20 protein-coding genes and 3 pseudogenes are annotated in these 21,346 nt (G+C 64.8%); 15 read left to right on the forward strand and 8 right to left on the reverse strand.

Annotated features, from left to right (window positions below; translation table 11 throughout):
* Window positions 1–96 precede the first annotated feature (96 nt).
* A complete protein-coding gene (locus STE01S_RS02500; protein WP_255265857.1) occupies window positions 97–1,509 on the forward strand; it encodes a methyltransferase family protein in 1,413 nt (470 codons plus the stop codon).
* A 19-nt stretch (window positions 1,510–1,528) separates the two neighbouring features.
* Here STE01S_RS02500 and nth read toward each other — a convergent pair whose 3' ends face one another.
* From nth to dapB, 3 genes are all read right to left on the reverse strand, one after another.
* Window positions 1,529–2,185 carry an endonuclease III gene (nth, locus tag STE01S_RS02505; protein ID WP_062764454.1) on the reverse strand — a complete coding sequence of 219 codons (657 nt, stop codon included), beginning with the start codon at window positions 2,183–2,185 and terminating at the stop codon, window positions 1,529–1,531.
* A complete protein-coding gene (locus STE01S_RS02510) occupies window positions 2,182–3,342 on the reverse strand; it encodes a M48 family metalloprotease (protein WP_062764456.1) in 1,161 nt (386 codons plus the stop codon). Before STE01S_RS02510 ends, nth begins: the two co-directional genes overlap by 4 nt.
* 79 nt (window positions 3,343–3,421) lie before the next feature.
* Complete coding sequence (gene dapB, locus STE01S_RS02515; RefSeq protein WP_062764458.1) at window positions 3,422–4,147, reverse strand: 4-hydroxy-tetrahydrodipicolinate reductase; 726 nt, start codon at window positions 4,145–4,147, stop codon at window positions 3,422–3,424.
* A gap of 127 nt (window positions 4,148–4,274) precedes the next feature.
* Between dapB and STE01S_RS02520 the strand changes: the two genes are divergently transcribed.
* Window positions 4,275–4,979, forward strand: coding sequence for an NAD-dependent deacylase (locus tag STE01S_RS02520; RefSeq protein WP_062764460.1), 705 nt, complete (start codon window positions 4,275–4,277; stop codon window positions 4,977–4,979).
* Window positions 4,980–4,982: 3 nt separating this feature from the next.
* Here STE01S_RS02520 and tadA read toward each other — a convergent pair whose 3' ends face one another.
* A complete protein-coding gene (gene tadA / locus STE01S_RS02525; RefSeq protein WP_040590678.1) occupies window positions 4,983–5,441 on the reverse strand; it encodes a tRNA adenosine(34) deaminase TadA in 459 nt (152 codons plus the stop codon).
* 252 nt (window positions 5,442–5,693) lie between these two features.
* Between tadA and rpmB the strand changes: the two genes are divergently transcribed.
* Window positions 5,694–5,987: a 50S ribosomal protein L28 gene (rpmB, locus tag STE01S_RS02530; protein WP_003050690.1), complete on the forward strand. Its 294-nt coding sequence runs from the start codon at window positions 5,694–5,696 to the stop codon at window positions 5,985–5,987.
* A 39-nt stretch (window positions 5,988–6,026) separates the two neighbouring features.
* Here the strand turns inward: rpmB and STE01S_RS02535 are convergent, their stop codons facing one another.
* Complete coding sequence (locus STE01S_RS02535; RefSeq protein ID WP_058811053.1) at window positions 6,027–7,013, reverse strand: esterase-like activity of phytase family protein; 987 nt, start codon at window positions 7,011–7,013, stop codon at window positions 6,027–6,029.
* A 174-nt stretch (window positions 7,014–7,187) separates the two neighbouring features.
* On the opposite strand from STE01S_RS02535, the gene STE01S_RS02540 reads away from it, so the two are divergent.
* The 6 genes from STE01S_RS02540 to STE01S_RS02565 all read left to right on the forward strand — a co-directional run bounded on the left by STE01S_RS02540 (window position 7,188) and on the right by STE01S_RS02565 (window position 13,750).
* On the forward strand, window positions 7,188–7,589 hold the full coding sequence (locus STE01S_RS02540; protein WP_003050684.1) for a glycine zipper 2TM domain-containing protein: 402 nt from the start codon (window positions 7,188–7,190) through the stop codon (window positions 7,587–7,589).
* Between the two features lie 175 nt (window positions 7,590–7,764).
* The gene (locus STE01S_RS02545; RefSeq protein WP_081611226.1) at window positions 7,765–8,856 is read left to right on the forward strand and encodes a Ppx/GppA phosphatase family protein; all 1,092 of its coding nucleotides are present in this window, start codon (window positions 7,765–7,767) and stop codon (window positions 8,854–8,856) included.
* The gene (locus STE01S_RS02550; protein WP_062764462.1) at window positions 8,853–9,575 is read left to right on the forward strand and encodes an RlmE family RNA methyltransferase; all 723 of its coding nucleotides are present in this window, start codon (window positions 8,853–8,855) and stop codon (window positions 9,573–9,575) included. The genes STE01S_RS02545 and STE01S_RS02550 overlap by 4 nt, the downstream gene beginning before the upstream one ends.
* A 4-nt stretch (window positions 9,576–9,579) precedes the next feature.
* Window positions 9,580–11,040: a S41 family peptidase gene (locus STE01S_RS02555; protein ID WP_062764464.1), complete on the forward strand. Its 1,461-nt coding sequence runs from the start codon at window positions 9,580–9,582 to the stop codon at window positions 11,038–11,040.
* A 25-nt stretch (window positions 11,041–11,065) separates the two neighbouring features.
* Window positions 11,066–12,223, forward strand: coding sequence for an iron-containing alcohol dehydrogenase (locus STE01S_RS02560; protein ID WP_062764466.1), 1,158 nt, complete (start codon window positions 11,066–11,068; stop codon window positions 12,221–12,223).
* Window positions 12,224–12,484: 261 nt separating this feature from the next.
* Window positions 12,485–13,750 carry a tyrosine-type recombinase/integrase gene (locus STE01S_RS02565; protein WP_062764468.1) on the forward strand — a complete coding sequence of 422 codons (1,266 nt, stop codon included), beginning with the start codon at window positions 12,485–12,487 and terminating at the stop codon, window positions 13,748–13,750.
* 31 nt (window positions 13,751–13,781) lie between these two features.
* On the opposite strand, the pseudogene STE01S_RS02570 reads toward STE01S_RS02565, so the two are convergent.
* Window positions 13,782–14,225: pseudogene (locus STE01S_RS02570) on the reverse strand (aquaporin family protein); the annotation flags it as partial.
* Between the two features lie 445 nt (window positions 14,226–14,670).
* Here STE01S_RS02570 and STE01S_RS19495 point away from each other — a divergent pair.
* Window positions 14,671–14,883: pseudogene (locus tag STE01S_RS19495) on the forward strand (tryptophan synthase subunit beta); the annotation flags it as partial.
* Between the two features lie 80 nt (window positions 14,884–14,963).
* A complete protein-coding gene (locus STE01S_RS02580; protein WP_062764472.1) occupies window positions 14,964–15,311 on the forward strand; it encodes a response regulator in 348 nt (115 codons plus the stop codon).
* Window positions 15,312–15,324: 13 nt separating this feature from the next.
* On the opposite strand, the gene STE01S_RS02585 is transcribed toward STE01S_RS02580, so the two are convergent.
* Complete coding sequence (locus STE01S_RS02585) at window positions 15,325–15,714, reverse strand: DUF1993 family protein (RefSeq protein WP_082813197.1); 390 nt, start codon at window positions 15,712–15,714, stop codon at window positions 15,325–15,327.
* Here STE01S_RS02585 and STE01S_RS02590 point away from each other — a divergent pair.
* Both STE01S_RS02590 and STE01S_RS20955 read left to right on the forward strand, forming a co-directional pair.
* A pseudogene (locus STE01S_RS02590) lies at window positions 15,607–15,933 on the forward strand (ATP-binding protein); the annotation flags it as partial. The gene STE01S_RS02585 and the pseudogene STE01S_RS02590 overlap by 108 nt on opposite strands.
* 207 nt (window positions 15,934–16,140) lie before the next feature.
* Entirely contained in the window at window positions 16,141–16,356 is a 216-nt protein-coding gene (locus tag STE01S_RS20955) for a hypothetical protein (protein WP_062764474.1), read from the forward strand.
* 107 nt (window positions 16,357–16,463) lie between these two features.
* On the opposite strand, the gene STE01S_RS02600 is transcribed toward STE01S_RS20955, so the two are convergent.
* Window positions 16,464–17,330, reverse strand: a complete 867-nt coding sequence (locus STE01S_RS02600) for a LysR substrate-binding domain-containing protein (protein WP_062764476.1) — start codon at window positions 17,328–17,330, stop codon at window positions 16,464–16,466.
* A 105-nt stretch (window positions 17,331–17,435) separates the two neighbouring features.
* Between STE01S_RS02600 and STE01S_RS02605 the strand changes: the two genes are divergently transcribed.
* Both STE01S_RS02605 and STE01S_RS02610 read left to right on the forward strand, forming a co-directional pair.
* Window positions 17,436–18,821: a proton-conducting transporter transmembrane domain-containing protein gene (locus STE01S_RS02605; RefSeq protein WP_082813186.1), complete on the forward strand. Its 1,386-nt coding sequence runs from the start codon at window positions 17,436–17,438 to the stop codon at window positions 18,819–18,821.
* On the forward strand, window positions 18,818–21,343 hold the full coding sequence (locus STE01S_RS02610; RefSeq protein WP_162928178.1) for a DUF2309 domain-containing protein: 2,526 nt from the start codon (window positions 18,818–18,820) through the stop codon (window positions 21,341–21,343). The genes STE01S_RS02605 and STE01S_RS02610 overlap by 4 nt, the downstream gene beginning before the upstream one ends.
* The last annotated feature ends 3 nt before the right edge of the window (window positions 21,344–21,346 follow it).

A 21,346-nucleotide genomic window follows, 5' to 3' on the forward strand; every position in this document is an offset into this window, starting at 1 on the left:
CAACTGTGATCGATCGGGCGGCATTTTCGCCGCGAATCGGGGATTATCGTTGACGGCTTGCTTACCATTTCGGCCTAGGACGAGGGGGTGACCCATATGCCCGATCTTGCCGTTCCGGCGGCCGCCGAGACGGCGGCTGACGCCATCGAAGCGCCCGCTTCGCGCCCCCGATCAGCGGTCAGCGCCGGGGTCGGGATCGTGGGTATCCTGGGCCTGTTTTCCTATCTGCTGATCGCGCGCTATGCGCCCGAAATTGCCGCCTATCTGGGCGTCGACTGGGGACAGCGCGGGCCGATGAACGGCCCCAATTCGGCGATCGCCAGCGTTCTTGCCTGCGGCGTGCCGATGGTGCTGTGGTCGCTGTTCGTCGACAAGGTGCATCGTAATCCGTCGACCGGCATCGACTGGTCGCTGCGCCGCCCGTGGCGCGAGACGGTCGACATCAGCCTGACCAAGATCGCCGGTCTGTGGACGACCTGGGCGCTGATCGCCGGATTCTATGCCGTGATGCGCTATTATTGGGAGGGCAATTACGCTTTCTCGATGGACCTGCTCGAACGGGTGGTGCCGTGGCTGCTGCTCGTATCGGTGCCCTATATGCTGTGGCTCGACCGCCGCATGGTCGAACCGCGCGACGGCTGTTACCAGTTCGGACGCTGGCTGATCGCGCCGCGGCAGGCGGGACGCGTCCAGCCGGTCGATGGACGCGCGATCGCGCATCATCTGCGCGCCTGGGCGGTGAAGGGGTTTTTCACCGCCTTCATGCTGTCGATCGTGCCGGGCAATTTCTCGTCACTGGCCAGCGTGCCGATGCGCGACGTCCTCGCCAATCCCTATATGACCGGCATCTGGACGATCAACCTGCTCTATCTGGTCGATGTCCATGTCGCGACCGTCGGCTATATCCTGACCCTCAAGCCGCTCGATGCGCATATCCGCACCGCCAATCCCTATGGCATGGCGTGGGTTGCGGCGCTCGTCTGCTATCCGCCCTTCATCCTGATGAACGGCGGACCGCTCGACTATACGGTGAACGGGTCCGACTGGGGTTATTGGCTTCAAGGGCACGACACGCTGATGACATTGTGGGGTGTGGCGCTGGTCGTTCTGGTCGGCATCTACGCCTGGGCGACGATGGCGTTCGGCATCCGCTTTTCGAACCTGACCCACCGCGGCGTCATCACCCACGGTCCCTATGCCTTCACACGGCACCCCGCCTATGTGTCGAAGAATCTGAGCTGGTGGATCGGCTCGCTGCCCTTCCTCGTCACGTCGGGCAGCGCCGCCGACGCGGTGCGCAACACCATCCTGCTCGCGGCGGTCAGCGGCGTCTATTACTGGCGCGCCAAGACCGAGGAAAAGCATCTGCTCGGCGATCCCGTCTATCAGGCCTATTGGGCCTGGGCGCAGCGCCACGCGTTTGTCCCGCGCCTGTTCGCGAAGCTGAGCGGCCGCACTTTACCGCGGATACGGCTCGATCCCGATCCGCGCGTCGGGCCGGTCGCCTGACCGCCCGGCGGACGCGCTGTCAGGGAGCCTGCCAGCCCTTCGGCGCGGGCGTCTTGGGCTTGTAACGGCACAGATCGGCAACCGGGCAGCGCCAGCATTCGGGGGTGCGCGCCTTACAGATATAGCGGCCGTGCAGGATCAGCCAGTGGTGCGCGCCGACGCGAAAGGGCTGCGGCGTTTCCTTGTCGAGCTTTTTTTCGACCGCGAGAGGCGTCTTGCCGGGCGCAAGGCCGGTGCGGTTACCGACGCGAAAAATATGCGTGTCGACCGCAAAGGTTTCCGCCCCGAAGGCGCAGTTCATCACGACATTGGCGGTCTTGCGTCCCACGCCGGGCAATTCGACCAGCGTATCGCGGTCGGCAGGCACTTCGCCGCCATGGTCGCGGACGAGAATTTCGCTGAGCGCGATGACATTCTTCGCCTTCGCGTTGAACAGCCCGATCGTCTTGATGTGCTGCTTGAGGCCGTCTTCGCCAAGGTCGACCATCTGCTGCGGGGTCTTCACGTCCTGAAACAGCTTCCGCGTCGCCTTGTTCACCCCGACATCGGTCGCCTGCGCCGACAGCACCACCGCGACGAGCAGCTGGTACGTGTTGCCAAATTCCAGTTCGGTTTCCGGACTCGGGTTGAGTTCGGCAAGGCGGCGATAGAATTCGAAGATGTCGGCCTTCTTCATTCGGCCGCGGGCGGGTGCGCCGCCTTCCAGTCCATCGCGACGCGCACGCGCCGTTCGACCGAGGGGTGATCGTAAAAGATCGTCTCCTCGACAGCACCGGGGCGCGGGTTGCGATATTCGGCGGTCTTGACGAGCGCGGTCGCGAGCGCGTCCGGGCGGTTTTCGGTCCTGAGCGAATAGAGGTCGGCCTCGCTCTCGTCGATGCGGATCAGCGTGTTGGTGATCGGCAGGGTGACGAGGCTGAACAGCGACAGGAAGAAAAGCAGGACGGGGAAGCCGCGCGGATCGCCGATCTCGGCATCGCTGCCGAACAGCCGCGCGAGGCGCGGGAAGAACCGGTCGGCCACGAAGAAGAGCAGCGCCGCGAGCGCCGCGAAGACGAAGACCATGCGCCAGATATGGCCGAGCACATAATGGCCGATCTCATGCCCCGTCACCGCGCGCACCTCGTCAAGCGAAGCCTTGCCGATCGCGACGTCCGAGATCGCGATGCGCGCCGAATGACCGATGCCCGAGACATTGGCGGTGAAATTGTTCGATTGGCGCGATCCGTCGAACATATAGATGCGGTCCGCCGGTATGTCGGCCTTTGCCGCCATCTCGACGAGCGCATCGCGCACCGGCCCTTCGGGAACCGGCGTATATTTGTTGAACAGGGGCTCGATCGCGATCGGCGCGACGAGCAGAAACGCCGAAATGGCGATCGCCGCCAGCCCGCCCGACCAGATCCACCAGCGCTTGCCCGTGCGCCGGATCAGCGCATAGACGCCGAGGAAGAAGAGCCCGCCGAGCAGCGCGGTGATGACGGTCGAAATCGCCGCCTGACCGAGCCAGTCGCCGAGCGGCTGGCTGGTGCGATCATAAGCGGTCTCGCGAATCCAGCCGGTGTAAATGTCCCACGGCAGCGTGACGAGCGCCGACAGCAGGAAGAAAGCCGCGCACAGCACCCAGGTCCGCAGCGCCCAGCCGCGCCGCGCCAGACGCGTATCGATGCGATCGAGAACCCGCAGCCGCACGAAAAGCAGGGTCACGGCCGCCGCGACGAGCAAGCCCCACAAGAGCAGCCAGTGATTACCGTGCGTATAGGCGGCGGCCTTCGCCAGCGCCTGCGGCCCCAGGCTGTCGATGTAGCGCGCGGTTTCGGCGGCTGGGTTCATCGCGATATCTCCCCTCAACGTTGGCAGCGATGCCGTATTAGGAGAGCAATACGCCGAAATCGGCGCGCCGCAAGCCCGTTCAGAGGCCGAGCACCTGCGGCATCGTGTAGCGACCCGCCGGCTGGTGGATCAGCCACAGCGCCGCCCGCACCGCGCCGCGCGCGAAGATCATGCGGTTTTCGGCGCGATGCGACAGGGTGATCATTTCCTCCGGCCCGGCGAAGATGACATCATGGTCGCCCGCGATGGTCCCGCCGCGCAGCGATGCGAAGCCGATCTTGCCATGGCCACGCGCCCCGGTGACGCCATCGCGGCCCCGTTCGGAGCAGCGGTCGAGGCTGATGCCGCGCCCCTCGGCGGCTGCCTGACCAAGCAGCAGAGCGGTGCCGCTCGGCGCATCGACCTTCATCCGGTGATGCATTTCCAGCACCTCGATATCCCAATCGGCGTCGAGCCGCGCCGCCGCCTCGCGCACCAGATGCGCAAGCAGCGTGACGCCAAGCGAAGTATTGCCCGTCTGGAGTACCGCGATATCCTTCGCGGCATCGTCGATCAGATAATGGTGGCGCTCCTCAAGCCCCGTCGTGCCGATGACGATGGGCTTCCTTGCGGCAAGGCAGGCGTCGAGCGTCGCCTCCAGCGCGCCGGGCGACGAGAAATCGACGAGCACGTCGGCGGCGGCAACGAGCCGCGCGACATCGCCACCCTTGTCGACGCCGCAACTGCGCTGCCCCGCCTCCGAAATCGCGGCGGCGAGCGCGACGCCCATCCGTCCCTGACTGCCGATGATGCCGATGCTCGTCATGACGCGTCCCCTTACCCCATCCCCCTTAGCGCTTCGGATCGCGCAAAGTCGAGGCGCGGCTCGCCCGGCACGGGCCGGATTGATGAAAAAGGATGAAGCCGCCGGTGCGTCCCGATAGAGAGGCCGCATGAGCGGCATCCATAACATCGTGATCCTGACCGGCGCGGGCGTGTCGGCCGAAAGCGGTATCGACACCTTCCGCGACAGCGGCGGGCTTTGGGAACAGCACCGGGTCGAGGATGTGGCGACGCCCGAAGCCTTCGTCCTCGATCCCGATCTGGTCCACCGCTTTTACGATGCGCGCCGCGCCGCGATCCAGACCAAACAGCCCAACGCCGCCCATGCCGCGCTGGCACGGCTCGACGCGCATTGGCCCGGCGAGTTGCTGATCGTCACGCAAAATGTCGACGATCTGCACGAGCGCGCGGGCGCGAAGCGGTTGATCCACATGCACGGCGAACATCTGAACGCGTGGTGCACCGCGTGCGACCGCCGCAGTCCGTGGACCGGCACGCTGATCGACCGGCCCGCCTGCCCGGCGTGCGGCATGGTTGGCTATCTGCGCCCCGACGTCGTGTGGTTCGGCGAGATGCCCTATCGGATGGACGACATATATCGCGCCATCAACCGCGCCGACCTGTTCGTTTCCATCGGCACCTCCGGCGCGGTCTATCCCGCCGCGGGTTTCGTGCGCGAAGCGCGGCAGGCGGGCGCACGCACGCTCGAGCTCAACATGGAGCCGAGCCAGGGCAGCTACTGGTTCGACGAGGCGCGGCAGGGACCGGCGACACAGCTGGTGCCGCAATGGGTCGATCAATTGCTGGGATTTTGACCGTCAGCGCCGCGCCGCGAAGAAATCGCGGAGCAGCGTCGCCGCTTCGCCGGCACCGATCCCGTCGTAGATTTCGGGGCGATGATGGATCGTCGGCTGCGCGAAGACGCGCGGACCATGCGCGACCGCCCCGCCCTTCGGATCGTCGGCGCCATAATAGAGGCGCGCGATTCGGGCATGGGCGATGGCGCCCGCGCACATCGCGCAGGGTTCCAGCGTGACATAGAGGTCGCAGCCGTCGAGCCGCTCGTTGCCAAGCTTCGCCGCGGCCGCCCGAATCGCCACAATCTCCGCATGCGCGGTGGGATCGTGCGATTCGCGCGGGCGGTTATGGCCTTCGGCCACGATCGCCCCGTCCTTGACGACGACCGCACCGACCGGCACTTCGCCCCAATCGGCGGCGATCCGGGCAAGGTCGAGCGCGCGGCGCATGGGTTCGGGAAGCGGGAAACGGGTTGGCATCATCTTTTCCTGCTGCGCAGGAAAGCCCGGCACCGGCCCGCTCCTCCACCCGGCCTCCCCCAGCTTGCTATCGTCGGGGAGGCCGGGTGGGGGAGCGCGCCGGTGCCGCCTTCCACGTCAGTGGAATCTGCCCTAATGACTTGACGAATCTCCGGCAAGCCGATAAGCGCGCGCCTTTCCCGGCCCACCCGGTCCCTTCGGCGCCTTTCGCGCCAACCGGCACGCCGCCCAGATTTTGTGAGGAAGAAGACGATGTCGCGCATTTGCGAACTGACCGGCAAGGGCCGCCAGGTTGGCCACAATGTCAGCCACGCCAACAACAAGACCAAGCGTACCTTCCTGCCCAACCTGCAGAATGTGACGCTGCTGTCGGACGCGCTCGGCAAGGGCGTGAAGCTGCGCGTGTCGACCCACGGCCTGCGTTCGGTCGAACATAATGGCGGCCTCGACAACTGGCTGATGAAGACCGGCGACAATCTGCTTTCGGACAACGCCCGCAAGATCAAGAAGGAAGTCGCGAAGAAGCTGGCCGAAAAGGCCGCCTGATTCGTCCTTCGACGTACTGCGACAAAAAGGCCGCCGGTTTTACCGCGCGGCCTTTTTGCTGTCCGGCAGGTCGACGAGTTCGAATTCGACGAGCAGGCTGCGCTGCCAGGCGTTGAAATTATTGTCCGCGACGAGCCACACGAACGTGTGGCCATCCCGCCGCATAACGGCCGCCCCTTCATAATTGTCGGCGAGCGGCGCCGGAACCTGACCGATCGCCACCGACCGGACGACGGCGTCCTTCGCGATATCGGCGGGGTCGACGATCGCGAGGGTCGTCGTGAAGATCGGGGAAAGACCCAGCCGCCGGTGAACCAGCAGAACGCGGCCGTCGGGTAGCGGCGCGGCGTCGCTGACCAGCCCCTTTCCTTCAGCATCATAGAAGAAGCGCAGCGGCGCCGGCCCCGGTGCGGCCGGGTCGCCCGTGTAGAGCAGCGCCTCTCGTCCCCGCGGATCGCTATGCGCGTCTTCGGAAAAGATCAGGGTCCGGCCGTCGGCCAGCCGGGCCATCGCCTCCGGCCCGCTGTTCGACGGCCAGGCCGGTTCGGGCAAGGCGCGGCGCGATTCGATATGCGTCAGCGTCGGGTCGAGCCGCCAGACCTGGTTGAGGCCTTCGAGCGCCAGCCAGGTTCGTCCGCTTTGCCGATCGACCAGCATCGATTCGACATCGCTCTGCGATTTGTAGCGCCCACCACCGGTCGGTGACGCTATCGTGCCGATATGCGCCGCGCGCGGTTGCCCCTCGTCGGTCAGGGTCATGCGGACCAGGACGCCGTTATCGCCGGCAATCTGAAACCGGTCGGGTCCGGTCAGCGCCAGCGCCGAAAAGCCGCCGAACATGGCATTGGGGCTGACGAGGCGCCAGCCGCGCACGAAGCGCAGCATCCCGGTCTGGCCCGCCGGATAGACCAGGGGCCGCGCCTCGATCCGCTGAGAGGTGCGGTCCATGACACGCAACCGCTGCTCGGTTCCGGGCAGCGGGCCGAGTATGAGGAAGATAGCGGCGGCGGAGAGAAGGCGGCGCATCGCCGCGGCGATAGGCCCGAACCTTCCTTGCAGGCAAGCCCGGCGTCCGGGCGCGCGAAGCTGAACGAATGCCAACAATGATGTTCAGGCTTCCCTCAAGCCGAATCGGGCAAAACCCCTTCATCGACCCACCGCCCGCACCGGGCAGACACAAGAGATTGAAGGAGAAAGACGATGAAAAAGATGATGACGCTCTCCCTCGCCGCCCTGATGTCGACCGCGACGCTGGGCGTGGCGACGCCGGCCGCCGCCCAGCAGGGCTATTACGACGGCAGCTACGGCACCTATTACAGCGGCTATGGTCGCGACGACCGTCGCCACGACCGTTACGACCGCCGCTATGACCGCCGCGACTATCGGGCCGACCGCCGCTACGATCGTCGCTACGACCGCCGCAATTATCGCCAGTGCGACAATGGCACGGGCGGCACCATCATCGGCGCGATCGCGGGCGGCCTCGCCGGCCATGAAATCGCCGGCCGCGGCGACCGCACCGTCGGCACGATCATCGGCGGCGCCGTCGGCGCCATCGCCGGCCGCGCCATCGACAAGGGCAATGACGGCTGCCGTCGCTAAGGCAGGCCCGAGCCCCAACAAAAGACAGTCTCCCTTGCCCCGTCCGGCCCCGCGCCGGGCGGGGTTTTGCTGCGCCATGCACCTTGCCATCGCGCCGGGGCGCGCCTAGGTTCGGTCTCAAGTGCACGCCCGCGGCTGATCGCGGGTGGGTGAGTTGAGACAGGTCATTTAAATCATGCGGCAAATGGCAGCGCCATCGGGCCGACCGCCGCGGTCAGGACAGGCGGCAAAGGGACGAAACAAGACGGCACCGCCCCCGCGGCCCGTGCCGGTCGTACGGCCGCGCAGCTATGCCGCCATCGACCTTGGCACCAATAATTGCCGTTTGCTGATCGCGCGCCCGCAGGAAGGCGAACTGGTCGTCATCGACGCTTTTTCGCGCATCGTGCGCCTCGGCGAAGGGCTACACAGCACCGGCCGGATCAGCGAAGCCGCGATGGACCGCACCGTCGCCGCGCTCGCCATCTGTGCCGACAAGCTGCGCCGCCGCCATGTCACCCTGTCGCGCGCGGTGGCGACCGAGGCGTGCCGCCGCGCCGCCAACGGGGTCGAACTGGCCGACCGGGTGCGCCGCGAAACCGGTATCGTGCTCGACATCATCTCGGCCGCCGAGGAAGCGCGACTCGCCGCGCTGGGTTGCCACAATCTGATGGAACCCGGCGACGGTCCGGCGCTGATCTTCGACATCGGCGGCGGTTCGACCGAGCTGATGCACGTCGATATATCCGACCATGATGTTGCGATCCGCGACTGGATCAGCGTGCCGTGGGGCGTCGTCTCGCTGACCGAACATGCGCCGCCGAGCGAGGATAATCTCTCGGCCCGGCAGGCGAGCTATGCGCATATGCGCGCGGTGACGCGCGAGGCCTTCGCCGGTTTCGCCGAACGGGTGAAGTGCTACGAAGGCCAGCCGCTGCGCCTGCTCGGCACGAGCGGCACGGTGACAACCCTGGCGAGCGTCTTCCTCGATCTGCCGCGATATGATCGGCGCGCGGTCGACGGGCTGGTCGTTCCCACCGACGCGATGCGCGACATCAGCCGCCGGCTGGCCGAGGCGAGCCTCGACGACCGCGCCGAAATCGCCTGCATCGGCCGCGAACGCGCCGACCTCGTCGTCGCGGGCTGCGCGATCCTTGAAAGCATCATCGATCTGTGGCCCGCGCTGCGCGTCGGCGTTGCCGATCGCGGCATCCGCGAAGGGATATTGCGCACGCTGGCGATGCAGGGGCGCGACATTCCGGTCACCCGGCGCGAGTATCGCAAATGAGCGGGCGCAAGGGCGGAGGCGGAAGCGCCAGCGGGCGCGGCGGACTGCACGAGCGCGTCAAGACCGCGCGCCGCCGCACCGCATCGTCGACGCGCTGGCTGCAGCGTCAGCTCAACGACCCCTATGTCCGGCGCGCGCAGGCCGAAGGCTATCGCTCGCGCGCCGCGTACAAGCTGATCGAGCTCGACGACAAATTCGGCTTCCTCAAGAAGGCGCGCGCGGTCGTCGATCTGGGCATCACCCCCGGCGGCTGGTCGCAGGTGGTGCGCAAGGCCAACCCGCGCGCGCGCGTTGCCGGTATCGACCTGCTCGCCTGCGAACCGATCGAAGGCGTCGCGATCCTCGAGATGGATTTCATGGACGACGCCGCCCCCGACGCGCTGATCGAGGCGCTCGGCAGCGCACCCGACCTCGTCATCTCCGACATGGCAGCCAACACCGTCGGCCACCCGCAGACCGACCATCTGCGTACTATCGCTCTCGCCGAGACGGCCGCCGATTTTGCGGTCCAGACGCTGCTGCCCGGCGGCGCTTTCGTCGCCAAGGTGTTCGCCGGCGGCGCCGACCGCGAATTGCTGATGCTGCTCAAACAGAATTTCACGAGCGTGAAACATGCAAAGCCCCCGGCAAGCCGCAAGGGGTCGCCCGAGCTATATGTGATCGCGCAAGGGTTCAAAGGACGCGGCGATACCGCGCCGGAGCATGACGAAGGGGAGTAGGGACATGGCGAAACCGAGGGTGTCGCTGACCGCATTGACGATGGCGGCGCTGATGCTTGCCTCGTGCGGCGGCGGAGGTGGCAGCACGGCGGGGAGCGGGCCGGTAACGGTCACCCCGACACCCAGCCCGACCCCCACGCCGACCGCAAGCTGCGGCCTGTCGGCACAGCAGGCCTTTGCCAAGTCGGTGATCGACGAATGGTATCTCTTCCCGAACGACGTCGCGACGAACGTCAATCCGGCCAGCTATTCGACGGTGCAGGATTATATCGACGCGCTGGTGGCGCCTGCGCGGGCGCAGAGCAAGGATCGCTATTTCACCTACGTCACCTCGATCGCCGAAGAAGAGGCCTATTATAGCAGCGGGTCGAGCGCCGGTTTCGGCGTTCGTCTGACCTACGATCCATCGACCCAGCGCGTGATTATCGCCGAAGCCTATGAAGGCGCCCCCGCCCTCGCCGCCGGGATCGATCGCGGCACGCAGATATTGGCGATCGGGACCAGCGCCGCCAATCTGCGCAGCGTCGCCGACATCGTCGCGAGCGAAGGGACCGCTGGCATCACCAATGCCTTGGGGCCGAGCGACCCCGGCGTTACGCGCCTGCTGCGGATCAGCGATGCGGGCGGTACCCGCGATGTCAGCGTCACCAAGGCCGACTATAATATCGACCCCGTGTCCGACCGCTATGGCGCCAAGGTGATCACCGAAGGCGGCCAGAGCTATGGCTATATCAACCTGCGGACCTTCATCAGTTCGGCCGATGATCAACTGAAGGACGCTTTCCTGAATTTCCACAACCAGGGGATCACCAATGTCGTGGTCGATCTGCGCTACAATGGCGGGGGCCTTGTCGCGACCGCCGAGTTGTTCGGGGACCTGCTCGGCCGCAACCGCGCGGCAAGCGATGTCTTTTCGCGGACCAGCTTTCGCGCGTCGAAATCCGCGAACGACAAGACCCACAATTTCACGCCGACCGCGCAGTCGATCGCACCGACGCGCATCGCCTTCATCGGCACCGGATCGACTGCGTCGGCCAGCGAACTCGTCATCAACGGCATGCTGCCCTGGCTCGGCACCAATATGACGCTCGTCGGCAGCAATACCTATGGCAAGCCCGTCGGCCAGATCGCGCTCGACAAGAGCGAATGCGACGAGCGGATGCGCGTGATCGCCTTTTCGACGGGCAATGCGAGCGGGCCGAGCGACTATTTTACCGGTTTGGCGCCCAAGATAGCGAACAGCTGCGCCGCCGCGGACGATCTCGATTATCCGCTCGGCGACGTGCGCGAGGCATCGGTGCGCGCCGCAATCGATTTCCTGTCGGGACAAAGCTGCACGGCGCGGATCGCAAGCGCATCCGCCGGCATCGCCGCGCGCAGCTTCGCCGCCGCACCGGCCGCGCCGGAGATGCTGATGCCGGCCGATCCCCGCGCCGCGCAGCGCGAACTGCCGGGCCTGTTCTGACGGAGCAGCGCGAAGGAGCATAGCCATGGCCTCGATCTTCCTGCCGCGGTCGATCCGCATCGGCGGCGGCACGATCGCCGAGCTTCCGGCGGCGCTCGCCCAGTTCGGCCTTGCCGCCCCGGCGATCCTGACCGACCCTTTCCTTGCGCAGAACGGCACGCTCGACCGGCTGCTGACAATCCTCGCCGATGCGGGGATTGCGGCGCGCGCCTATTGCGACGTCATCTCCGACCCCACTGTCGCATCGGTCGAGGCGGCGCGCAGCTTTGTCGCCGAAGCGGCGCATGACTGCGTGATCGCGCTCGGCGGCGGCAGCCCCATCGATACGGCGAAGGCGGTCGCCGTGCTCGCCGTACGCGGCGGCACAATGCGCGCGCGCAAGGTGCCGCATCAGGAAGATGCCCCAGCCCTGCCCATCGTCGCGATCCCGACCACCGCCGGCACCGGATCCGAAGCGACCCGCGTGACGGTCATCACCGATGAGGCCAATGACGAAAAGATGCTGTGCGCGGGCCTCGCCTATCTGCCGACCATCGCGATCGTCGACTATGAGCTGACGCTGACCAAGCCGCTGCGCTTGACCGCCGACACCGGGATCGACGCGCTGACCCATGCTATCGAGGCTTATGTGTCGCGGCTCGCCAATCCTTTCTCGGACGGCATGGCGCTCGCCGCGATGCGCGCGATCTGGCCCAATTTGCGCACCGCCTGCGCCGAACCCGGCAATCGCGCGGCGCGCGAGGCGATGATGGCGGGGTCGCTGCAGGCCGGAATCGCCTTCTCCAACGCCTCGGTCGCCCTCGTCCACGGCATGAGCCGCCCGATCGGCGCGCATTTCCATGTCGCGCACGGCCTGTCGAACGCGATGTTGCTCCCCACCGTGACCGCCTGGTCGGCGCCGGCGGCGCTGCCGCGCTATGCCGACTGCGCACGCGCGATGGGGTTGGCGGCAGACGGCGAAGGCGACCAGGCGGCGGTGGCGCGGCTGGTCGAAGCGCTGCGCGACGTCAACCGCGACCTCGCGGTCCCGACCCCCAAAAGCTATGGTATCGACGAAGCGCGCTGGACCGAATTGCTGCCGCTGATGGCCGAACAGGCGCTCGCATCGGGATCCCCGGGCCACAATCCCCGCATCCCCGACACGGCAACGATCGAGGCGCTGTACCGCGAAGCCTGGGCCTGACCGGCCCGTCTTGGCTATTTCCGATGTCGGGAAAAACTGGAGCGGGCGAAGGGATTCGAACCCTCGACCCCAACCTTGGCAACTTGATCGTGACACTTTTCGATTTCTTCCTTTTCTACGCCACTGCCCCATAATTGCTTATTTTCTTGAGATTATCTCTACGACGCCCTATCCTCGACTAGCCGCTGGAGTGCCGTTCAGCGCTGACAATTTGCTGACAATTGCGTGATCTGAGATTTTGTCAGCAAGAGGAGTGGCAACATGCCGACGAGCAAGCTGACAAAGCGTACGATCGACGCGGTGGTATCGCCCGCCTCGAAACAACTCATCTATTGGGACACCGAGATTAAGGGATTCGGACTTCGCGTTCTCCCATCGGGCCTGAAGACCTTCATCGTTCAATACCGCAATGCCGAGGGCATTCAGCGGCGCATGAACCTGGGCCGCTTTGGCGTGCTCACCGTCGAGCAAGCGCGTGATCTCGCGCGGCTGAAGTTGGCGGAGGTCATCGTCGGCGGAGATCCAGCGGACAAGGTCCGGCAGTCGCGCAACGGCATGACGGTGGCCGAGATGTGCGATTGGTATCTCACTGAAGCACGGGCCGGGAACATCCTCGGACGAAAAAGCCTTCCGATAAAGTCATCATCGCTCGACATGGACGAGAGTCGCATAAAGACGCACATCGTCCCGCTGCTCGGAAAACGTGTCGTGAAGCATCTGAAAATTGCCGATGTCGAACAGATGCAGACCGACGTGAAGAACGGAAAGACTGCCAAGCCGCGCACCGGAGGCCGCGGTGGCAGGGCGACCGGCGGTCCCGGCGTCGCGGGTCGCTGCGTCGGAACGCTCCAGGCAATCATTGGTCATGCGAAGCACAAAGGCCTGCTCGAGGTCCATCCGACGCTGGGAGCAAAGAAGCTCGCGGGAAAGAAAAGGACTCGTCGTTTGAGCGTGGCCGAGATCATGATGATGGGAAAGGCGATCGCCTACGCTGAAGCCAATGGGGAGAACCCGATCGCCCTCGGTGTGTTGCGAGGACTATTGCTCACCGGCTATCGGCGGCAAGAAGCGCAAGCAATGCAGCGAGCCTGGCTCCATGCCGATCGCGGATACGTTGTCTTTCCGGATACCAAGGGCGGAGCGCAAGTAAGAGCGATCGGACCGGCCGCCATCCGCATTCTGGAAGCTCAGGTGGAGATAGTCGGCAATTCCCACTTCTTTCCGTCCGCAGCGGGCGATGGCCCATTCACGGCTGTTAGCGACTGCCTGAAACGGGTTTGCGGCTTGGCGGGTATCACGGGAGTTACACCGCATACGCTTCGCCATACCTTCGGAAGCGTTGCCGGAGATTTGGGATTCTCCGAGCTTACGATCCGGGCAATGCTGGGTCATGCCTCGCAGAATGTAACTCAAGACTATGTCCACATCGACGAGGCGCTAAAGCTTGCCGTGCAGCGAACGTCCGACGAGATTGCACGATTGCTTGACATCGGCACTGACGCAAAAATGGAAATGGCGCGACAGTGAGTGCTCAAACGCGGCTGGCCGGCTGCGCCAGTCAGCTTTCGGGCGCGGATGGAGAAATAGCCGATGGCCCAAAAGGCTCGCCGAACAGGGTGCTTGCGATTGCGGTTGCCGCGATCGCCCCGGCGAATTGCGCAACAACAAACATTGGAACGTCATGCGGCGCGATACCCGCAAATGTGTTCGACAGGCCGCGCACCACGGTGATCGCCGGATTTGCAAAGCTCGTCAATGACGTGAACCAGTAAGCAGCGGTGATATAGAGCCCGACCGACGCCGCCACGGCCTGTGGCTTGTATCTCGCGGTACCGAGGATCGTCAGTACGAGGCCGAAGGTCGCAACGAACTCGGCGGTCCACTGCCCCAATCCGGTTCTCGCCTTTGTCGAAAACTGTAAGATCGGAAGGTCGAACATCAGATGCCCGGCCCACGCGCCGAAAATGCCGAAGGCAAGCTGAGCAACGACATATGCACCGGCGTCGAGCTAATGCGTGCAAGTCCTCACGGTCGGACGCAGCGACCTCATGAAGCTGTGGTGCGCCGGGGAGGAATGACGAGGACGCGAAATCCATATTGGATTCGATTGCTTGATTGAGCGTTTCCCGAAATGCGACACCGGTTGTGCGCTTCTGGAGCGAGATAAATGCGTTCACCTCGGCTTCGACTTTTTCAATCGACAGTTTCAGGCTTTGGAGATCGCGGAACAGGGTGGATGCAGGCGAAAGCGTGTCTGCACTCGGGGCGGGCGATTCGGTTATTTTGGTCATGTCATCCAGTTGGCGGCGGGCCTGGACAATGACCAGAAGCTGAGATCGTCCGACATGGTCCGAGATTCTACTTTCTGTCGCGAAGCGTCTCAAAGGTGCTGGCCCGCGGTGCGCGCAGCTTCTCGCGCCGGAAGGGACGTATGCGGCCTATCTGTCTATACCTCCGCGACCGACGCCGAAGCGCTCGAGGCATTTCAGCTTCTTTGCAGAACAGAGGGTATCATCCCGGCGCTTGAGCCCAGTCACGCTATCGCCGCCGTTGCCAGAATCGCGCCCACGATGCCGAAAGACAGCATCATCATCGTCAATATGTGCGGACGCGGGGACAAGGACATATTCTCCGTGGCCGAACATCTCGGCGTGGAACTTTTGAGCGCTACGAAAGGTAGGGGCACGGGACGTGTGATCGAAGACACTGGCGCTGCAGATTTCGGATCCATGAGGGACGGATGACGTTAAGGGTGTTTCTTGTAGAAGACGATCCGCTGGTGGCGATGATGCTCGAGGGGTATCTCGACGTCCTTGGAAACGAGATCGTGGCAACCGCAGCGACCGTTGCGGAGGCGCTGGATCTCGTCGCAAAGCGAGATTTCGACCTCGCAATATTGGATGTTCACCTTGCCGATGGCAAAACGAGCGAGGCGGTCGCTGCCGCGTTGAGCGATGCCGGGAAGGCTTTCATAGCGACGAGCGGAGATGCGACGATCATGGCGGCTGAATTTGATGGCCGGCCAGTTCTTCGCAAACCTCTCAGAATTGCCGAGCTCGAACGGGCAATCGACGCAATAATAGTATAACCCCCCGCGCCCCTTATTCGGCCGCCACCTTGTGCCGGGCCATGTGCGGCATGAAATCCATCTTGCCGATGGCGAGCCCAGCATTGCGAAGCAATGCGTAGACCATTGTCACATGGAAGTAGAGATTCGGCATGATCCAGTCGCGGATATCCTCCTCAGACGACATCAGGAAGCGGACGCCATTCGGCAGTTTCAGGTCGACCCGCGAGTCCGCGTCGGCCCATTCCGTGGGGGCAGCAGCCTCAAGATGCGATCGGACCGCAGCAATTCGCTGACGGATTTCGGCGAGCGATCGATACGCCTGGTGACACGCCTCGAAGAGGAGACCCGGATCGGCAAAGGCGGGACCCTGGCGGCGCAGCTGTCGCGGCTCGACCTGATCGTGCTCGACGAGCTCGGTTATCTCCCGTTCGCCCGCTCGGGAGGGCAGTTGCTGTTCCACCTCATCAGCAAGCTTTATGAGCGGACCAGCGTCATCATCACCACGAACCTCGCCTTCGGCGAATGGCCGACCGTGTTCGGCGATCCCAAGATGACCACGGCGCTGCTCGACCGCGTCACCCACCACTGCGATATCGTCGAGACGGGCAACGACAGCTGGCGCTTCAAAAACCGCAGCTGACAGCCACCTTCGGCGCCTTCAAAAATCTATCTTGCGCTGCGCGCGCCTCCGGTCGGGCTACGCCCGCCCTCCGCCGCACGCAGCGCAAGGCCATCTTCAACAAACCAGCATCATATTATCCGAAAAGGGTGTCCCTCTTCGACGCCGATCGGGGGTCCCTTTTGAACGCCGTTTGACAGCGGTAAAGGCGGCCGCTACCGCAACGCCATGCTGCCCGAAGGCCTGCTCCTGCTGCAACGCGAATGGTGGCGCGCCGGGCAGCAACAGGGCAAGCGCAAAATGGCTTTCCCCATAGTTCAGACCATGGCGACCGCAGTCGGGCACCGAACACTTTCTGACGCCTATCGGCGTCTGAAACTCTCACAGGTAGAGGTCAGTCGCGTTTTAGGGGCCGATCGCAAAAGCCGGTCGAACACCACTTAGGCAGATGGACCATCCGACAAGTCGCTAGCTGCCGCCAAACGAATTCATCGGATTGCCTCTTGGCTCCACCGACCCGCATTTTTTGCGCCGACTCGAACTATCTGATCCTAGCTACCGCGTTCAAGCGCGGCGACAACATGTTGAGCAAGGCGGTGCGCCGTGTCGGACAGGCCCGCCGCCTCGATCAGCGCGATTTCGCTGTCGTAAAGCTGCGGAAGCTCGGCTTCACCGGCAATCGGCGTCAGGTGCGGCGGCACCATTTCGCGAGGGAGAACTGCAATGCCGAGGCCTTCGCTAACCGCCGAAAGACTGCCCGCGAGGCTCGTCGAAGTATAGGCGACACGCCAGTCGCAACCGATCGCCTCGAGCGCATCGACCGCGCGCTTGCGATAGACGCACGGCTCGGGCGAGACAACGAGCGGAATGCTCGCAAGGCCCGTAGCCGCCAGTTGATCGCGCGCCACCCAGACCAACGGCTCGCGCCACACCCGCACGCCCTCAAGCGGTGCCGACGGCTCGCGCTTGACGAGCACGAAATCGAATGCGCCGGCATGAAATTTGTCGAGAAGGTTGAGCGTGAGATCGCAGGTCACCTCGAGCTCGACGAGAGGATGCGCTTTTGTAAAGGCTGACAATACAGCAGGCAGATGTGCGGTGGCAAAATCTTCAGGCACCCCGAGCCTGACGCGTCCCGCCATATCGGGTTCGAACAGCTCGGCAATTGCCGCGTCATTGAGGCGCAGCAGCTGCCGGGCCGGACCAAGCAAGCGCTTGCCGTCATCGGTGAGGCTGAGCGATCGGGGCGTACGCGCGAAGAGCGTCCGGCCCAGCTGCTCCTCGAGCCGCTTCACTTGCAGACTGATCGTCGATTGTGTCCGGCCGAGCCGGTCGCCAGCCCGGGTAAAGCTCCCCACTTCGGAAATCGTCACGAAGCAGCGGAGGAGATCGAGGTCGAGGTTGGGCGCGCTGACCATGGCGGCAATGTGCAACAATCATTTCAATTGTCAATGAATGGCATTTCAAAAAATCGTTTTATCAATTTTTGACGATGAGGCATCGGCGATGCGAAAGGAATTCGCATGACCGCTGCCATCGCACGAAACGCCGCCGCTTCGACGCTGACGAGCACGCACCCGTCCATCTGGATTGCACCTGTCGGAATTGCCGGTCTCGCTTTTCTGGCCGGCGAAGGACCAAGGCCGCTCTCTGCTCTTCAGCTCGTCATTGCCGGGATGATCCTCTTCGTGGGTACGATTGTCGCGGCCTTCTCACGCAGATTCATGCGAAGCGATCCGCGGCGCCCGTCCTATTTTGCGCGGATCGCCCTGCTGATCGGATCGGTGCTGCTTTTCGTCCTGACGAACGATTTGCTGGCTTTCGCCGCCGCCTGGGTGGCGAGCGGCATTTTGCTGGCCAGCCTCATCGGGCACGCCAATGCGCTTCCCGAGGCTCGCGAAGCCGCCACGCGCGCGCGGCGGACCTTCCTGATCGGCGATCTAGCGCTTCTCGCCGCACTCGCGATTGTCGGGGGACATGGCGGAACAACCGATATAAGTGCCGCGCTTTCGCGAAGCGGCAGCCTCTCGCCTCTCGCCGGGCACCTCGCGGCGCTGCTTCTCGTGATCGCAGCGGCCGCGCGATGCGCGCTGCCGCCTTTCTCGGCCTGGCTGCTTTCGTCGATGACAGCACCAACGCCGGTGTCGGCGCTAATGCACGCGGGGCTTGTCAATGCCGGCGGCTTCTTGCTGCTGCGTCTCGCGCCAATTCTCGAGGCAGCGCCTGCGGCGCGCTATGCCGCGGTCGGCCTGGGTCTTTTTGCAGCCCTCTGGGGCCTCGGCATCATGGCGGTCCGCCCCGACGCCAAGCGCGCGCTGGCCGGTTCGACGGTCTCGCAAATGGGGTTCATGATCATGAGCTGCGGCCTTGGCGCCTATGCCGCCGCGCTCTGGCACATCGTAGCCCACGGATTGTTCAAAGCCTGGCTCTTTCTCGGGTCAGGTTCGCTCATCGGAATGCGCCAACGCGAGGGGGTTCCGATTTCGCGCGCCGCCGTCCGCATGGCTGCCCTCGTCGCGCTGCTTGCAGGCGTCTATCTCGCCTTTACCGCCGAAGTGGGCGGAGAGCTGGTGGCGCTGACCCTCGCCGTCGCCGCAGCCGCCGCTACGCTGATTGCGGGATATGGCGCTCCCGCCCCGCGCCGCGCGCGCGCCCGGCTGGTCGGTCTGGTCACGGCCCTGATCGCGGCGAACGCCGCGGGTCTTTTGCTGATCGCCAGCCTTTATGAAGCGCACGCCGAACCCTTGCTTCCATCACCCTTGCTGATTGCGCTCGCCGCCCTCTTCCTTGTCGCATGGCTCTTACAAGCCGCGCGGATGGCGCGCGGCGCAGCGCTCCCGCCGGCGCTCTACGTCCGCCTTCTCAACGCCGGCGCCCTTCGCGCCACCCGTACCGGAGACCTCGCATGACCATGATTGCTCCCATCGAACGCACCGATGACCGGCTCGCCCGGACCCAAGTCGCCGGGCTCGTTGCGCTCGCCGCGCGTACGGTCGCGCCGCTATGGCCGCTCGAAAGCGCGATTGCCGTCAACCCGCTGGCGGGTTTCGAGGAGCTGCCCTTCGCGCAGGCCGTAGCGGAGGCGTCAAAGCTTTTCGGCGCCCACCGCACCCTGCCGCTCGCGCTGTGGCGGCGGCTCCTCGATAATGGCCGCATCGACGAAGCCGCCTTGCGCGATGCGGCCATCGGACATCTGGGCGGCATCTATCGCGCCGCGGCTCCCATTGCGCCGGGCGTAACGATGCTCGACGCGCTGATGGCGCGCCTGCTGGTGATCGGACGCGGCGATCGGCCCGAGCGGAGAGCAGGACTCGGCTCCGATGCTGCATTTATCGCAAAATGGTGCGGCGCCTTTTTCGACCATGGCATGACGGCGATGCCATTACCCAACCGCGACCTCGGACTTTATCGCGCCGTGCTGGCTATGGCAGCCTATGACCCGGATTACCGGACGCTCACCGGCGCTCGGGGCGCTGCGTTGCTGCTAAGCGTTCCGCGCGACCCGCTCGAGGCAATTTCCGAAAGTCTGGCGAGCCTGGAAGCGGAGGTTGACCCGCTCGCTTATCTGTCCGGCCTGGTTGCACGTCTCCCCGGATGGGCAGGCCATATCCGCTGGCGCAGCGAACATGCCGACCCTGACCGCGTGGCCGATGCTCCGGCAACGATGGCAGATCTCGTCGCGCTCTGGATCTTGCTGGCGCGCGCCGACGCATTGTCTGCGCCGCTCGGCGCGCCGTCCGCCGGCAAAGATAGGCGCGCCGCGCTGTTGGCGCACTTCGGTTTGACCGCCAAGGCGCTCGGCCCGCGCAATGCCCAAAGGCTCGATATCGTGGCGCGAGTCGATGACGACAGGCTTGGCGCCTTGTTCATGACGGCGGCCGAGCGGAGCTATGCAAACGGCCTCATACCGGCGCTGCAAAAGGCCGCTCGAACCAGCAATCCGCCAGCTCGGCCCGATGCCCAGCTGGTCTTCTGCATCGACGTGCGCTCGGAGCCCTTCCGGCGAGCTCTGGAAGCAGAAGGCAATTATGAAACCTTCGGCTATGCCGGATTTTTCGGTCTACCCATCGCGCTGCATCCCTTCGCTGGTGCCCATCGCGCCCGCTTGCTGCCGGTGCTTCTCTCGCCCCGTCACGACATTTCGGAGCGTCCGGTTCCCGGCCGGGAAAGCGAGGCTGAGGCAATCGCTGACAGGGCGCGTGGCGATGCCTGCACTACCGATCTGTTCGCGGCTGCGAAAGCTGGGCCTGCGACGGCCTTTGCCGCGGCAGAGGCGACCGGACCGCTTGCCGCTGCCTTGATGCTGGCACGGACCTTTGCGCCGCACGCTACGGGCCGCGCAGCCGCTGCGCTTCGGACGCGCCGGCAGCGCGCTCTCGCCCCCACGGGCGATGCCCGTGAGGATCATGCCAGCTTCTCGCTCGCCGACAAGATTGGCTATGCCTCGGCCTTGTTCCGACTGACCGGGTTGCAGCCCGATACCGCAAGGCTTGTGGTGCTCACAGGCCATGGCGCAAGTGCGGTCAACAATCCCTATGCGGCCGCGCTCGATTGCGGCGCCTGCGGCGGCCATGCCGGCGGCGCGAACGCGCGACTGCTTGCAGCGATGCTGAACGATGAAGATGTCCGTTCGGGCCTGGCCAAGGAGGGTATTGCGATGCCGGGATCAACCTATTTCGTGGCTGCCGAGCATAATACGACCACGGATGAGGTCGTGATCTTCGATGTTGATCGGATCCCCCCCACCCACGCTGCCGACCTCGCGGCGCTTTCGGCCAGTCTCGCCCGCGCCGCCGAGGCCAATCGTGCCCGCCGCGCACTGTTGCTGGGCAGAGCGCCGGCTGACCTGCTGACAGGTGCCGTGCATTGGGGCGAAGTCAGGCCCGAGTGGGGCCTGGCCGGAAACGCCGCCTTCATTGTTGGCCCGCGCGACCTCACCCGCATGATCGACCTTCAAGGACGCGCTTTCCTCCATAGCTATGATTGGCGAACCGACACGGATGGTAGTGCGCTGGCAACCATATTGACGGCGCCCATGGTCGTGGCGCAGTGGATCAACTGCCAATATCTCTTTTCGACGATCGACAATCAGAATTACGGTTCGGGCGACAAGGTCACCCAGAATGTCATCGGCGGCATCGGCGTCGTCCAGGGCAATGGCGGCGATCTCAAGATCGGCCTGCCTCGCCAGTCGCTCTTTTGCGACGACGGTCTTCCTCACCATATCCCCCAGCGTCTGCTGACCGTCGTTCACGCGCCATTCGATCGCGTGGCCGCGCTGGTGGAGTCTAGCGACATCCTCCGGCGACTGTTCGGCAAGGGCTGGGTGCAACTCATCGTGATCGATCCCGAGACGGCCCGCGCGCGGCGCTGGCGCGAAGATGGCGCCGACTGCAGCGAAGGCCGGAGCCTTCTCGCTATCGATTGTTAAAGC

Source organism: Sphingopyxis terrae subsp. terrae NBRC 15098 (assembly GCF_001598815.1).
GTDB lineage: Bacteria > Pseudomonadota > Alphaproteobacteria > Sphingomonadales > Sphingomonadaceae > Sphingopyxis > Sphingopyxis terrae.